The organism is Asticcacaulis excentricus CB 48 (assembly GCF_000175215.2).
Taxonomy (GTDB): Bacteria; Pseudomonadota; Alphaproteobacteria; order Caulobacterales; family Caulobacteraceae; genus Asticcacaulis; species Asticcacaulis excentricus.
Map to the genome: position 1 here is coordinate 47,450 of NC_014816.1, position 14,610 is coordinate 62,059.

15 protein-coding genes are annotated in these 14,610 nt (G+C 58.0%); 5 read left to right on the forward strand and 10 right to left on the reverse strand.

Annotated features, from left to right (window positions below):
* Nucleotides 1–189: 189 nt before the first annotated feature.
* On the forward strand, nucleotides 190–417 hold the full coding sequence (locus tag ASTEX_RS20450; protein WP_168148049.1) for a hypothetical protein: 228 nt from the start codon (nucleotides 190–192) through the stop codon (nucleotides 415–417).
* A 732-nt stretch (nucleotides 418–1,149) separates the two neighbouring features.
* On the opposite strand, the gene ASTEX_RS00185 is transcribed toward ASTEX_RS20450, so the two are convergent.
* The 8 genes from ASTEX_RS00185 to ASTEX_RS00225 all read right to left on the reverse strand — a co-directional run bounded on the left by ASTEX_RS00185 (nucleotide 1,150) and on the right by ASTEX_RS00225 (nucleotide 10,950).
* On the reverse strand, nucleotides 1,150–2,490 hold the full coding sequence (locus ASTEX_RS00185; RefSeq protein ID WP_013477578.1) for an efflux transporter outer membrane subunit: 1,341 nt from the start codon (nucleotides 2,488–2,490) through the stop codon (nucleotides 1,150–1,152).
* Nucleotides 2,490–4,448 carry a MacB family efflux pump subunit gene (locus ASTEX_RS00190; protein ID WP_013477579.1) on the reverse strand — a complete coding sequence of 653 codons (1,959 nt, stop codon included), beginning with the start codon at nucleotides 4,446–4,448 and terminating at the stop codon, nucleotides 2,490–2,492. The genes ASTEX_RS00185 and ASTEX_RS00190 overlap by 1 nt, the downstream gene beginning before the upstream one ends.
* 4 nt (nucleotides 4,449–4,452) lie before the next feature.
* A complete protein-coding gene (locus ASTEX_RS00195) occupies nucleotides 4,453–5,706 on the reverse strand; it encodes an efflux RND transporter periplasmic adaptor subunit (protein WP_041658369.1) in 1,254 nt (417 codons plus the stop codon).
* Nucleotides 5,707–6,340: 634 nt separating this feature from the next.
* Nucleotides 6,341–7,297: a glutathione synthase gene (gene gshB, locus ASTEX_RS00205; protein ID WP_013477581.1), complete on the reverse strand. Its 957-nt coding sequence runs from the start codon at nucleotides 7,295–7,297 to the stop codon at nucleotides 6,341–6,343.
* A 373-nt stretch (nucleotides 7,298–7,670) separates the two neighbouring features.
* Nucleotides 7,671–8,522, reverse strand: coding sequence for a 16S rRNA (cytidine(1402)-2'-O)-methyltransferase (rsmI, locus tag ASTEX_RS00210; protein ID WP_013477582.1), 852 nt, complete (start codon nucleotides 8,520–8,522; stop codon nucleotides 7,671–7,673).
* 36 nt (nucleotides 8,523–8,558) lie between these two features.
* Nucleotides 8,559–9,161, reverse strand: coding sequence for a hypothetical protein (locus ASTEX_RS00215; protein WP_013477583.1), 603 nt, complete (start codon nucleotides 9,159–9,161; stop codon nucleotides 8,559–8,561).
* 47 nt (nucleotides 9,162–9,208) lie between these two features.
* Complete coding sequence (hemW, locus tag ASTEX_RS00220) at nucleotides 9,209–10,351, reverse strand: radical SAM family heme chaperone HemW (protein WP_013477584.1); 1,143 nt, start codon at nucleotides 10,349–10,351, stop codon at nucleotides 9,209–9,211.
* Nucleotides 10,339–10,950, reverse strand: coding sequence for a non-canonical purine NTP pyrophosphatase (locus ASTEX_RS00225; protein ID WP_013477585.1), 612 nt, complete (start codon nucleotides 10,948–10,950; stop codon nucleotides 10,339–10,341). The genes hemW and ASTEX_RS00225 overlap by 13 nt, the downstream gene beginning before the upstream one ends.
* 118 nt (nucleotides 10,951–11,068) lie before the next feature.
* Here ASTEX_RS00225 and ASTEX_RS00230 point away from each other — a divergent pair, with 118 nt between their 5' ends.
* Nucleotides 11,069–11,590 (forward strand): DUF2975 domain-containing protein, encoded by a 522-nt coding sequence (locus tag ASTEX_RS00230; protein WP_013477586.1) that lies wholly within the window; start codon nucleotides 11,069–11,071, stop codon nucleotides 11,588–11,590.
* The gene (locus tag ASTEX_RS00235; RefSeq protein ID WP_013477587.1) at nucleotides 11,587–11,796 is read left to right on the forward strand and encodes a helix-turn-helix domain-containing protein; all 210 of its coding nucleotides are present in this window, start codon (nucleotides 11,587–11,589) and stop codon (nucleotides 11,794–11,796) included. Before ASTEX_RS00230 ends, ASTEX_RS00235 begins: the two co-directional genes overlap by 4 nt.
* 3 nt (nucleotides 11,797–11,799) lie before the next feature.
* Here ASTEX_RS00235 and rph read toward each other — a convergent pair whose 3' ends face one another.
* Nucleotides 11,800–12,552, reverse strand: coding sequence for a ribonuclease PH (gene rph / locus ASTEX_RS00240; RefSeq protein WP_013477588.1), 753 nt, complete (start codon nucleotides 12,550–12,552; stop codon nucleotides 11,800–11,802).
* Nucleotides 12,553–12,741: 189 nt separating this feature from the next.
* Here rph and ASTEX_RS00245 point away from each other — a divergent pair, with 189 nt between their 5' ends.
* The gene (locus tag ASTEX_RS00245; protein ID WP_013477589.1) at nucleotides 12,742–13,041 is read left to right on the forward strand and encodes a hypothetical protein; all 300 of its coding nucleotides are present in this window, start codon (nucleotides 12,742–12,744) and stop codon (nucleotides 13,039–13,041) included.
* A 19-nt stretch (nucleotides 13,042–13,060) separates the two neighbouring features.
* Here the strand turns inward: ASTEX_RS00245 and ASTEX_RS00250 are convergent, their stop codons facing one another.
* Nucleotides 13,061–13,381, reverse strand: coding sequence for a hypothetical protein (locus ASTEX_RS00250; protein WP_013477590.1), 321 nt, complete (start codon nucleotides 13,379–13,381; stop codon nucleotides 13,061–13,063).
* Nucleotides 13,382–13,501: 120 nt separating this feature from the next.
* On the opposite strand from ASTEX_RS00250, the gene hrcA reads away from it, so the two are divergent.
* Nucleotides 13,502–14,590 carry a heat-inducible transcriptional repressor HrcA gene (gene hrcA, locus ASTEX_RS00255; protein ID WP_013477591.1) on the forward strand — a complete coding sequence of 363 codons (1,089 nt, stop codon included), beginning with the start codon at nucleotides 13,502–13,504 and terminating at the stop codon, nucleotides 14,588–14,590.
* Nucleotides 14,591–14,610: the final 20 nt, after the last annotated feature.

Here is a 14,610-nt window from a genome sequence, read left to right on the forward strand (position 1 = left end):
TGTGGCTACCGTTTCGCCGCCGTTCGATCAGCCAGGGACGTAGCTATAGGCCTCCCCCGTCCCTATGAGAGTCATGCGTGTGCCGGAGGTGGGGGGCAGGTCTCCGCACCGCGTTCGCTGCACAGAGAATACTGACAAAATGGCGAATACTCTCCATAAACAATATATTCGCTGCGCAAAGAATATCAGATGAATCGCACCTCTCAATTTGAGGCGGCTGTAATCGCCGATTTTACCGACGCTCTGGAGGCCATTCCAGGCGTGCGGAAGGTCGAGATGCGCCTCAATGGTCGTGATGGTGAAACCGAATATGACGGGCTGGCGGATGTGCGGGTACGACAAAAATCCTATACCCTACGACCATGGAACTCCAGTTTCAGGCGGCGGTCAAAACCCAGTCGCAAATCGGCTATCTGACCTTCACCCGCCGCTGCTTCCATCTCAGCCCACCCAAGAAGACCACATACCATTGATTCTATTATTAAATATCAACCAAAAGTCACGAGAAACGATGGCTATCTGAGAAATGTGGGCTCAGAAAGGTTAGGGCGCGGCATTGCACCCACGTTTCAAAAAGGCCTGGGACACTGGTATAGGTGGCTGTCGCGAGCCTTTTGCTTATGGTGCTTACCCACACCCTGTTTCCAGTCGTCATTAAAGGCGTTGGTGGGTTTACCGCTGGATCAAGGTGCATAGACCATTCGGCTTTGGCATCTGAAACAAACTCTGTCCGAGCAACGACCAGATAGCTCGAAATGGGTCATTCACCGATATGATCAGGTGATTACCGGTATAGGCATCGTACTGACTGCGATTGTGGCAGCCGTTGATTGCGCCCGTCTTTAAATGGCGGCAACTATATCTCGACGAAATGCGAAAACCGCCGCACTTAAGTGCTCTTAATTGACACATCGCGCCTCTAACGCACTTGGAGATGGCGTATCCGCATTGAGGTGAGCCAGCATATGGTCGGGTTCTTCAGCCACCTGGCGGGCGAAACCCATGACTGTGCGCAGGCCCCGGGCGGCAAGCCTGGAGAGGACGAAAAGACGGGTGCAGCTCCGGCCGAACCTGCACTCAAGGAAGTGGGAGCTTAAATCAAATCCCCACCTTCCGATTCGAAAAGAAGTGAGACGACCTAAAGCAATCTCAGGCGCCACCCAAGGCCTGATAGAGGGTCAGGCGGTTTTTGAACTGCGCCAGCCGAACATTATCGTAGCTCAGTTGAGCTGCGCGGGCAGATTGCCGGGCGTCAAGCCAAACCCGCAACGCCACTGCGCCTGTCTTATATTGCACGGCGTATAAAGCCTCCGCCCGTTGTGCGGCTTTTAGCGCTTGCGCCTCGGCCGCGGCCTTTTGTGCGAGCTGTGTATGGTTGGACAAAGCATTGTCCACATCCGCAAGGGCCTGAAGCCATGTCGTCTTAAACCTGGCAACGGCAATCTCGTAGCTCGTCTGAGACACCCTCACATTGGTGTGGATACGGGCGTAATCGAGAAAAGGCAGGGACAAGGTTGCAGCCACACTGCCTGAGGGATTTTTGAGAACCTCGGCAAGTTCGGAACTAATGCCACCTTCTGAACCGCTCAGAGTGAAGGTCGGATAAAAAGACTTCCGAGTGGCATCCACCGTCGCCAGAGCCTCCCGCAGCCGCATTTCTGCCGCGCGTAAATCTGGACGCTGACCAAGAAGGTCGGCCGGCAGGCCGGCCTGTACTTCGGGCAAAGGCGTCTGCGGTAGGATCTGTGGCTCGCGAGTGACGTCCCAACGGATTCCACCCAGCAATACGGCCAAAGACGCCCGGTATTCGACGAGGTTCTGCTGAAGCGCCGCGAGACTGGCCTCCTGCGCGCTGACGTTTTGCTGGGCCTCAGCGACGTCCACACCCGAGGCGGCCCCTGCATCATGCTGGGTCGTTACAAGATCAAGGACTTTCCGGGCGTGGGCCAGATCCTCCTGCCCCACGCTGATCTGACGATGCGTATAGCCAATCGTCCAATAAAGTTCGGCGGTCGTTCCAACCAGGGCAAGGCGCGTTGCCGCAAGATCTTCGGCCGTCGCCTGCGCTTCCCAGTTTGCGGCACGAAGCGTATCATTCAAACGGCCATAAAGATCAGCTTCGTAGGAGACGCTAAGACTGGCGCTGTAGCTTGTGTCACCCGCGTGGCTGGCCGATACACTTCCCGACAGGGAAGGCCATTTGTCCAGTCGGCTGAGACCAGCCGTCAGTCTCGCCTTTTTAAGGGTCAGGCCCGCGGCCGCCAGATCGTTGTTATGGGTCAGGACCGTGCTGACCAGGGCGTTGAGCTGCGCGTCGCCAAAGGATGTCCACCACGCCGACGGCGGCTTGTCTATTAGGGTTGCCGCCGTCTGGTGGAGGTAGGTCTCAGCGACAGGCACCTGTGGCGTCACATAGGGGGTCGATGTGCACGCCGTCAGGCCGATGGCCGATAGACAGGTCCCCAGTAAGCCGAACAAAGCTATGCGCATCAATCCCTCGCAAGTGCGGTGACCGGATCGAGACGCGCAGCGTTACGCGCAGGCAAGAAGCCGAAAACAACCCCGATAAGGGTCGAGCAGACGACCGCTGCGACAATCGAAACCGGTGAATAAACCAGAGTAAAGTCGGTGCTGAATAGCGAGAAAATCACGCCAAAGCCGAGAGCGGTGGAGATCCCCAGAACCCCCCCGAGCAAGCAGACCAGAATGGCCTCGATCAGGAATTGCTGAAGAATGTCTCGTTGCCTCGCGCCAACGGCCATGCGGACCCCGATCTCTGAGGTACGCTCGGTGACGGATACGAGCATGATGTTCATGACGCCAATCCCTCCGACAATGAGGGAAATGACCGCAATAGCCGAGATCAGAAGTGTCATGGTCGTCGTTGTGGCCGTGATCGTCTGCCGTATTTCATCTGTGTTGATGATAAAAAAGTCTTTTGTCCCGTGTCTCTCCTGAAGCAAGGTCGTTACCGCATCTTCTGCCGCTTTGCTGTCTGCGGTGTCTTTTACTCGTACCGTCACGCTGCGCAGCGTTTGGGTGCCAAGCATGCGCGCGTTAACAGCCGTATAGGGCATGTAGATGTTGAGACTGTCCGTGTTGCCGCCAAAGCTCGAACCGCTTTTTGCGGTTATACCAATTATGCGCGCAGGAACATCACCAAGGAGCAGCACTTCGCCAACGGCTTGGCCGTTTGGAAAGAAAGTTTTCAAGGAGTTCTGATCTATAACAATGACCTGATCCAGACGACTGACATCACCAGCGTCAAACAGCCGCCCTTGCGCGAGACTCAGGCCCTTGACCCTGAAATAATGATCACCCACGCCATTGACGGTAGCGGTTGCTGCGGTCGCACCGGCGCGTGCGGTAACCGAGGAAGACACGGTCGGCGTCACGCTATCCACATAGCTTTCTTTGGCCAAAGCCTCGGCATCGCCAACCACGAGGGTTCGGACCCGACCCGACCGGAGGTCGCCGAAGCCGCTACCGGGCATAATCTCAAGCGTGTTGGTGCCTATGGCCGAAATATTGGCCAGAACCTTCTGACGCGATCCCTCACCCAGCGCCACGACGCACACGACGGATGCGATGCCGATAATAATACCGAGCATGGTCAGGAAGGTGCGCAGACGATGGGACTTCATAGCCAGAATGGCCATGGTGAACGCCTCGCCCAGACTGTCCAGCACTGCCGCCATACCGCTTTGCCGCACGATTCTAGGCGACGGTAACGGGTCGTTCATGGTTTCACCACGACCGGCACCCGCACGGTCGTTGACTATGACACCGTCACGAATTTCGATAACGCGGTCACAGTGCTCGGCAACGTCAGGATCGTGGGTAACGATGATGACTGTGTGACCGGCGGCGTGCAGACCCTTCAGTATCCGCATGACCTCTGCGCCGGATGTGGTGTCGAGGGCGCCTGTGGGTTCATCGGCCAGAACAATCTCCCCACCATTCATAAGCGCACGGGCGATCGACACGCGCTGCTGCTGACCGCCTGACAATTGTCCGGGCCGGTGACCCGTGCGCAGCCCTAGGCCTAAACGATCCAGAAGATCTTGGGACCTTTTCCGCCGCTCATACGGCTTTAGGCCGGCATAGACCGCCGGCACTTCAACATTTGCGGCCGCCGAAAGATCGCCCAGCAGATGGTATCGCTGGAAGATGAAACCGAAATGCTCGCGACGCAGCTCAGCCAGTTCATCAGGGCCGAGTTCTGAGGTTTCCCTACCCCCGACACTATAAACTCCTGAGGTGGGCCGATCGAGACAACCAAGTATGTTCATCAGCGTCGATTTGCCCGAACCGGACTGCCCGACGATGGCGACCATTTCACCGGACCGGATCGTCAGATCGACGTCCTTTAGCGCGTGAATGGTTCCCTCACCCGCCGGAAACTCCCGGCACAGTTTGCGAACCTCTAGTACAGGAGGTGAGATCATGAGTTTAGCCCGGAGGCCCTCCGCCACCGGGAGGTCCGCCCATGCCCCCCAGCCCTCCGCCCGGAGGTCCCTGCCGGGAAGTGGCTGAGGACGAGGCCGCGTCGGTCTTGCCGCTTGCACCGGCCTGTCCCGTGACGATCTTGTCGCCCGCCTTAAGACCGGAAAGTATCTGAACCCTGGCCCCATCCGTGACACCGACCGTGATCGTTCGCGGCTCCGGGCGGTCCGAATTTTCCTTCACGACCATGACCATATAGCTACCATCGGGGTTCTTGGGACCGAGTGCTGTTGCGGGAATGGTCAGGACATTCTGCGCGCTTTCGAGAATGACATACACCTGTGCCGTCATTGACGTGCGAAGGGTTCCCTCGGGGTTATCCACGTCGAACAGTCCGTAGTAGTAGACGGCCGAAGAGGTCGAGGTGGTTGTGGTGCTGGCATCGGGTTCAAAAGCCGTATTTGCCGGCTCAATTGTGCGGAGCGTGGCGTAGTACTTTCGGGCGGGGTCTCCCAGTATGGTAAAGTACACTTTCATACCGGCCTTGACCTTGATCACGTCCGCCTCAGAGATTTCGGCCTTCACGGTCATCTTGTTGAGAGCCCCGAGCACGACGATCGTAGGGGCGGACTGGTTAGCGTTGACGGTCTGACCCTGCTTCGTGACGATGGAAATCACGGTGCCGTCCATGGGGGCCGTGATACGCGTGTACCCCAGATTAACGTTCGCCGTATTGACCGACACCTTAGCTGAAGCCACCTGCGCTTTGATGGCGCTTACGCTGCTTTGCGCACTGCGGTACTCCGCCAGAGCCGCGTCATAATCCGCCTTCGAGCCTGCATCCGCCATAAATAGCGTCTTTTGCCGCTCATACGCGGCCTGCTTCTGAATGAGTGTCGCTTCGGCGGAAGCCTGCTGGGCCGTTACATTATTAAGGTTGGCTTGTGCCGTGAGAAGATTGTTTTTTTGGCTGGCCGAATCGATCTCCGCTATGAGGTCGCCCTGTTTGACCTGTTGCCCCAGTTCGACATGAAGCTTGACGACCTGACCCGAAACCTGCGCACCTACGCTCACCTGACGAAAAGGCTCGAGCGTGCCGGACGCGAGGACTGTCTTCTCGACATTTCCGATCGCGACGGGCTCGGCCAGAAATTGCGGGGGTTTTTCCTTTTGCAGAAAAATGATCCAGATCAGGCTAAGCACAATCAACCCGACTGTGACACTACCTATGACGAGGGTGGCTTTGGAGTGCAGCTTCATATCTTCTGGCTTAGCCGACAATATGTACCTTTTTAGTTCAAAGATGACATATTCCTCATCGCACGCGGAAAATCAGGACAAGGCTTGCAACGGTCCTACGCCCTGACACCTATTATCCGCTCGCTTAACCTTTCGGATGGCGTCCGCCTGAAAGTAACCTGCTGGCCGCTCTGGATACCCCTCCAGCCACCTACCTTTTAAACTTTCCAACTGATGCATAGACAAGTACCGGCATCTTTCAACGCGGACCTGGTCCGCCTGGATGATCAAAAGGCCGGGTCGCTCAAAGCCCTCTGGATGATGGCATTTCGGCTTCACGCTGGCGCAAGGTGGTTACTCGACGTGTCTTGCAAACCCATCACCCTAGAGCCTGATTGTCGGGTGATTGCCCCTCCTCGCGACGCAACCCGCCTTCACCCCGCTGACGCGGTGATTGTCCTAGGCTTAGGCATCATGTCTTTCAAGTCGCAGTAAGGAAACGCCAAAGCCGTCACCTTACGCAAATCTTATCCACACCCCACGGAATGAATTTAGACAAATCATGAACAAAGATAGAACAGAATGGCACAAATGCACATAACTGTAATATAAGACCTGGCGTAACCACGAAATCTCGGATATTTTCCTTTAAATTCTACACCTTGGCTGTGGACAGCTTACGTTCCACCACGCTCCATAAAGCGTCCCCGGCATCGATGCCGTCAAAGGCTTTAAGCTGCACCGCACCCGTGGGCGAGGTCACGTTGATTTCGGTAAGATAATCGCCAATGACGTCAAGCCCCACAAAGATCAGACCCCGTTCACGCAGAGCCGGTCCCACCGCCGCACAGATTTCCAGATCACGGGGCGTCAGCGTCGTGGGGGCCGCCGTGCCGCCAACGCGCAGGTTGGAACGCACGGCATCCTTTTGAGGTACGCGATTGATGGCCCCGACCACCTCACCATCGACCAGAATGATACGCTTGTCGCCCGCCGAGACTGCCGGGATGAACTTTTGCAGCACCAGAGGCTCACGGCCAATCGCCGCATGCAGTTCGATCAGGGCGTCAAGATTGCGGTCATCCGCCTTGAGCTTGATGATGCCGCCACCGGCCGCCCCATGCAGGGGTTTCAGGATCACATCGCCGTGGCGTTGCTGAAAATCCCGCAGGGCCTCAGGATCGGCGCTGATCAAGGTCGGCGGTTGGAGGCCCTGAAAATGCTGAGCGAACAGCTTTTCCGGACAATCCCGCACGCTGCGTGGATCATTGACGACCAGGGTCTTCGGATGGATCATTTCCAAAAGATAGGTGGCGGTAATATAGGCCACGTCGAATGGCGGGTCCTGACGCATCAGCACCACATCGACATCGCTACCCAGATTAAGTTTCTGATGCGTCCCCGCCGTAACGTGGTCGCCCTTGACCGGCCTAAGCGTTACCTTACGCGCACGGGCAAAAATTTTGCCATCTTCCAACGAGAGGTGTTGCGGCTCGTAGACCCACAGTTCGTGTCCGCGCGCCTGCGCCGCCATCATCAGCAGGAAGGTCGTATCCCCGGCGATATTGATGTTTTCGATGGGGTCCATCTGGACGGCAACGCGCAGGGTCATAGGGCTATCTCTCGCTTCTTGCCCCCTATGTATAGAGCCTGAGCGGCAGCACAAGGGGACCGCAGTGAGATTCCATCGGCAAAAGCCTCGCGCAGCTGGCGCACTTGGCGTGGCGCCACGAAATAGAGATCACCCTATATAGGGAGTTGGGCCGGTCAGGGGCTTGCGCAACGGGGTAGCGCTGTTTGGCGTCAATGACGTCAAGGCGTTGGCCGCGCAAGCTAGAAGGGCGGTTTTCACCTTCCTAGGTTTAGACCAAACTCTAAAATGCAGTGGCCGGCCAAAAAGGAGATGGAGGGGCGCGCCATTGGCTCAGATGCCCGCGTTTGTGTAGCCTAGGGGCGGTGGTCAACCTCCTGGGCGCGGCGCTATGTCATTTCAAATCCAGCGCCCGCTTGTAGATAACCTTGCGCGGCAGGTCGAACTTCTGCGCCAGCAAAGCCGCAGCTTCGGACGGCGGCAGGGTTTTCAACGCGTCAATTATGGCCGCATCCAGATCGTCGGCAGAGGTTGCCTCGGCCTGACCCGGCCCGATCAGCACCACAATCTCGCCCTTCGGTTCTTGAAGTTCGCGACAGTCGATCAGTTCACCGAGCGTGCCGCGCACGCAGGTTTCATAAAGCTTAGTCAGTTCGCGGCACACGGCAGCCGGACGCTCGCCCAGAACGGCGCGCATATCGCTCAGAGACTCGTGAAGGCGGGGACCGGTTTCAAAGAAAACGACTGTCGATTCAAGGGCCTTAAAATCGGACAGAAAGGTCTTCCTAGCTGATGATTTGTTGGGCACAAACCCTGCAAACATAAAGCGGTCTGTCGGCAATCCGGCCAGACACAGAGCCGCCATCACCGCCGAGGGACCCGGGATAGGATGGACCCGTGCGCCCGCTTCCAACGCTATGTTGACCAGTCGGAACCCCGGATCAGACACCAGAGGCGTCCCGGCATCGGAGACCTGGGCCACGATCTCACCGGCGTGCAGGCGGGTCAGGATTTCCGGAATAACTTGCGGCCCCGAATGGTCATCGTAGCGGATCAGCTTTTTCTTGAGGTCATAGGCCGATAGCAGCTTGCCCGTCACCCGTGTGTCCTCGCACAACACCACGTCGGCAGCGCGCAGCACGTCAAGCGCGCGCAAGGTGATGTCGCGCAGATTACCGATCGGCGTGGCAATGATATAGAGCCCCCCTTCGACAGGGCGGGGCTGTGGGGCAAAGAAATCGCTCATGCCCCTATCTGGCGCATGGGCCGCCGTTTGGAAAGCCTAAATAATGCCCGCGCAGGTACGCGCCAGTGCCTTGCGCCGCGCCACACTCAGCTCCAGGCCCGTGACCTTCCAGTCGAGGCCGTTGCGCGACACCACCAGATAGTCGTCACCGCTGATACGGTACTGGCGCGCCGCAAAGCTGCCGTAACGGATGCGCGGATCGGGTTTCCAGTTAAGTTTGGCCGGTTGCGGTTTTAGGTATTTGAGCAGGGTAACAAACCCCTGCGCCTCGCCGGCCGTCTGGGCACACAGGTGCAGGTCGATGGTCTTTTCGGGTTCCGGCTCAGGGGCGGGTTTTTGTTTGCCACCAAGTAGCGACGCGCCCTTGTCCCACATCCGTTGCAGCAAGCCTCCCTTTTGTTCGGCAGGCTTTGGTGCCGCAACGGGGACCACCTCATAAGGGGCGATGTCGCTGTAGAGGCGGTTGGTGATAGACGTGCCGTCGATAAGGGGTTCGACACGGGACACCTTACCGGAACTCGCATAGGTCAGAGTGTCGATGGCCACGACCTGCGCCCGATAGACATCCCAACACACAAGACCGCCGATGACGACCACCAAAACCGTCAAAACGATCAGAATTCTGCGCCATTTGTGCATGGGAAGCCCCCTATCTACCTCTTGTTTACGCGGCAAAACGGCAAAAATTATGACAAAAGCTCCAGGAGCAGCCGGTCGAGTACAACCCGGCCCTTCGGCGTAGCGCGTAGACGCTCCCGCGTCGCTTCGAGAAAGCCCCCGGCAATCAGCTCATCGCTTTTGTTCAGCGGCAGCCCGGCAATGCGTTCAAGCCGCACACCTTCAATCAGACGCAACCCCAGCATCAGCGCCTCTTCGCTGGCCTCTTCGGGTGATAAGGGTTCGCGCGTCACGCTGTGGCCGGTTTCGCGGACACGCGCGATATAGGCTTTGAGATCAGGCTCAGCGACCGTGGCGTGACGCGCCTTGTCAAACGTCAGGCGACCATGCGCGCCTGGTCCTATGCCCACATAGTCCACGCCTTCCCAGACGTTTATATTGTGCTTCGAACGCGCCTCTTTACCACGTGCATGGTTGGACACCTCATAGGCCTCATAGCCCAGTTCGGTCAGAACAGACTGGGTTTGATCATAGAAGGCTTCACCCCGTTCCGGGTCGGGAATGCGTAACTGCCCTCGCCGGGCTGCCCGCCCGAAGGCGGTCTCGGATTCGATAGTCAGTTGATAGGGCGAGATATGTTCGACACCCAGATGGGCCGCCCGCCGCAGCTCATCTTCCCAGTTTTCAAGACTTTGGTCTGGCAGGGCGTAGATCAGGTCCAGCGACACCCGGTCAAACACAGACAGGGCTGTCTCTAATCCCATGAGCGCTTCGCGTGCCGAATGATTGCGCCCCAGAAAACGCAGCGCCGCGTCATTCAGCGACTGGATCCCGATCGACAGGCGGTTAATGCCCGCCGCCTGAAAGGCGCGATAACGGGCGATTTCGGCATCCGTCGGATTAGCCTCCAGCGTGATTTCGATATCATTAGTAACCGGAAACAGGGTTTTAGCCTCGTTGATCACAGCCGCCACCCAGTCGGGCTTCATCAGCGAAGGCGTACCACCGCCAAAAAAAACCGAGACCAGACGACGCGGCCCCAGCCACGACGCCTGCATCCTCAGATCGGCACGGATCGCCTCAAAGAGGGCATTTTGTGTGTCGGCCTGACCACGATCGCGCGTTACATTGAAATCACAATAGGGACAGATGCGCGAACAGTACGGCCAGTGGATATAGAGAGCGACGGGGGCGGATGTCAGAACAGCCATGCCTTCAACTGTTCGAAGGCCAGATGGCGGTGGCTGAGGCTGTCTTTCAGCACGTCATCCATCTCGGCATAGGTGATCTCATAGCCATCCGGCTGAAAGATGGGGTCGTAACCGAATCCCTTGTCGCCGCGCGGGGCGACAATATTGCCATGCACCACGCCTTCGAAGACGACCGCGTGGCCTTCGGGCCAGGCGACGGCCAGAGCCGAAGTAAACCACGCCCGCGTGGAATAGGTCTCGGGATTATGGACCTCCGCCTGAATCATCTTGTGGTGGATGATTTCCATGGCGCGCGGAAAATCCTTCTGCGGCCCGGCCCAGCGGGCGCTGTAAATACCCGGATCACCATTTAAGGCGGCGATGCTCAGGCCTGAATCGTCGGCCAGAGCCGGCAGACCCGCCGCCATTGCCGCATGGCGCGCCTTGAGGATGGCATTGCCGATAAAGCTGTTTTCCGTCTCATCCGGCTCCGGAAGACCCAGACTGCCCGCCGAGACAACCTCAAACCGGCCATTGAGTAGGCTGTCGATTTCGCGCGCCTTGCCCGGATTGTGGGTAGCGGCAATCAGCTTCTGACCGGCAACAAGCGAAATCGACATGAGAAGTCTCCGTTTGCGGACTGTGTAGCCTATGCTGCGCGCAATGAAAAAGCCGTAATTTGGCGATGACCATTTTTTGTGGCAGAGATCGTTTTCATTCCTCGGCATAGGATAGCTCATGCGTTTTCTGGGCCCGCGTTCGATTTCCAGCCTGCTCAAGACGGCCCTCGATGTCGTCTATTACGGCCTGTTCGCTATGATCGTAGCCGTGGGGATCGCCGCCTTGTGTTTGTTGTCAGTGCCAACGCTTGCCGCCGAAGTGATGGCGCGCATGAAGATGGTGGCGCAGATCAACGGCACGCAGCAGGCGATCCTTATGCTGGCCTTCGCGGTGTCACTCTCAGGCTATCTGCTGATCATGCGTTGGACACGACAGGTTTTTCGCACCCTGGCCGAAGGTGATGTCTTCCACCCGGACAATACGCTGCGCCTTCGCTGGATCGGCTTCGGACTGGCCGGAGTAGAGCTTTATTCCTATGCGTCGCGCGCTCTGGCTGAGGCCATACTTAAAATGCCGGTGGAGCCCGTCTATGGGATGCGGGCTGTGACGGCATGGTTTTCGGTGCTGGTCGTCTTCGTTTTGGCCGAAGTGTTCAAGGAAGGGGCGCGGCTGAGGGCCGAAGCCAATCTGACCATATGAGTGTAACCATCTGTCTGAGCGAGCAACTGGCGCGGCGGCGTTTGTCTCTGGTCGAACTGTCCGACCGGACAGGGATCGCTGTGCGGCATCTGGAATTGCTGCGCGATCAGAAGGCCGTGGCCGTACGGCTGCGCACTCTGGAATCGCTGTGCCGGGCGCTCAACTGCACGCCCGGCGATCTCTTGGTCATAAAGGACGAAGAATAGGTTTTACTTGCCCGCCGCCTCGCGTTGCAGGGCAAACAGTTCCGTCGCCCCTTGGGTCGCCAGGTCGAACAGGGTGTTGAACTCGTCGCGTGAGAAGCCGCGCTTTTCGCCGGTAGCCTGAATTTCAACGATGTGCCCTGAACCGGTCAGCACAAAGTTCGAATCCGTCTCTGCAGTCGAATCCTCGTCGTAGTCGAGGTCGAGCACCGGCACATTTTCAAAGACGCCGCAGGACACGGCCGCGACCTGATCAATAATCGGGCTTGCGGAAATCAGCTTCTGCTCCAAAAGCTTGTCGCACGCCAAAGATAAGGCCACCCAGGCCGCGGTGATTGAGGCGCAGCGTGTCCCACCATCGGCCTGAATCACATCGCAATCGAGCGTAATCTGGCGCTCACCCAGCGCCTTGAGATCGACGACAGCGCGTAACGAGCGCCCGATCAGGCGCTGGATTTCCTGCGTGCGGCCCGACTGCTTGCCGGCAGCGGCTTCTCGGCGCGAACGGGTGTGGGTCGAACGCGGCAACATGCCGTATTCCGCCGTCACCCAACCCTGCCCCTTGCCCTTCAGGAAGGGCGGTACGCCCTGTTCCACCGACGCCGTGGCCAGCACCTTGGTATGGCCCACCGTGATCAGACACGAGCCTTCGGCATAACGCGTCACACCGGTTTCCAGCGTCACCTTGCGTAACTGATCCGCCTGACGGTTGGACGGGCGAAAGGTTTTCAAGGCGTTCAGGGCGTCGAATTGCGACATGGCGTGGACCTCCATTAGATGCGGACGTGCCTACCAGCATAGGTTCGCTTCGGCAAAGGTTTTTGTCTCAGGCCCCCTAAACACGAATATAAACACAAGAGGCCGACTTAAATCCGCCCTCCAATGTCGCCAAACCCTATCGTTGACTCGTCGCTTGCCACAGCTATTGTGACAAAAAAAGGAGGGGTCATGTCGGGGGATATTGTCTCTTTAACCGTCGTACAGACTGACTATACGCCGTTCTTACTGAGCCTGTTTGCAGGCTGGATCGTTTTGTTTGTCGGGGTCTTAATCCGAGGTCGGCGCTTTGCGTTTTTTGCCCTTCCGCTGGGGATTGCAATCCCACTGGCCCACCTTGCTCTGGCAGGCTTATGGAAAAGTCTCCTCGTTTTCGAAATCGTGGCTTGGAATGCGACCTATTGGCTTATTCCCGGCCTGATGGTGAGCGGCCTTGGCCTGTTAATCCGACGGGTATCCGCGAACACCTAAAGCGCACTGCAGCCGTTATCTAATCCCGCTTTTCGTCGACCTTGCGCGAGACCTTGCAGTCTTTATCAACGCAGGCATAGGTGTTGCCGTCCTCATCGACCGGCTCCTTGCCCTTGTCTTTCAGCGACTTGGTGACGCGCCAAGGTCCTCTGAGGGGCTCAAAATCACTGGTTTTAGCTTTTGGTTTCGGCTTGTACGCACTGGGGATTTCGCTCGTCGCAGTGTCGGTACGCGTTTTGAACACGGGGGGCTTGGTCAGGGTCACTACGTCATTGGCCTGAGCGATACCGGCGCCCATCAGCGCCACCACCGCGACCGTCATAAAGACTTTTTTTTGCATCAAAACCTCCCCGTTCAGGTGTCCCTATGCAGCCCTGCAATCGTGGCAATTTGGCGGCAAATGCGACGCCTCATGCGAAGCCTCTTCACAAGCGCGCAAAGGCTTCTATATCCTTATGTCATGAAGACATCGCTCTCGACCCTGATGAGTGGCACGGCCTCGCTGACCGAACTGGACACGCGGGCGCGTGAGGTATTTCGTCAAGTCGTCGAGTCTTATCTAGAAACCGGGGAGCCGGTGGGGTCGCGCACCCTGTCGAAGGGTGGAATTGCCCTGTCCCCGGCGTCGATCCGCAACACCCTGTCCGATCTCGCCGAACTGGGCCTGCTCAGTGCGCCACATATTTCCGCCGGGCGTATGCCAACGCATCAGGGTCTGCGCCTGTTCGTAGATGGCCTGCTGGAGGTCGGCGACGTGGCCCAGGACGCCAAGCGCGAGATCGAAGCACGCCTGACAGCCAGAGGCATGACCTTTGACAGCGCCCTGCGCGAAGCCTCGAACCTGCTGTCGGGGCTGGCGGGTGGGGCGGGTGTGGTCATGACGCCTTCGTTTGAGGCCGGGGTGCGTTATGTCGAATTCATCAAGCTGGCCCCTGATCAGGCGCTGGCGGTGCTGGTTTTCGATGACGGGCGGGTCGAAAATCGACTGATGACGCTTGATCCGGGGGTAACGCCTGCCGACCTGATCGAAGCCTCCAACTATCTCAGTACGCGCCTTAGGGGGCGCACGCTCAGCGAGGCCGGGCACGACCTGCGCGCCGAGCTTGAGGCCGAGCGTCAACTCCTCAATGAGGCGGCAACCGGTCTTATCGCACGCGGACTGGCCGCCTGGGCGGGCGGCGAGACGGATAAGCGTGCCTTGATCGTGCGGGGGCAGGCCAATCTGCTGGAGGCTTCGGCACTTGAAGACCTGGAGCGGGTGCGCGCCCTGTTCGAGGACCTGGAAGAAAAGGAAGAGCTTATCAACCTGCTCGACAATGTGCGTTCGGCACAGGGGGTAAGAATTTTTATCGGATCAGAATCGAAACTGTTTTCTTTGTCCGGTTCGGCTGTTATTGCAGCGCCCTATATGATGGGCGGTCAGACCCAGAAGGTCGTCGGCGCCATCGGCGTCATCGGGCCCGCCCGGTTGAATTATGCGCGCATCATCCCACTTGTGGATTACACCGCGAAAATCCTCGGCCGCCTGCTGGAGCAGGAACGGCCCTAACCCACAGAGTCTAAAGAGTA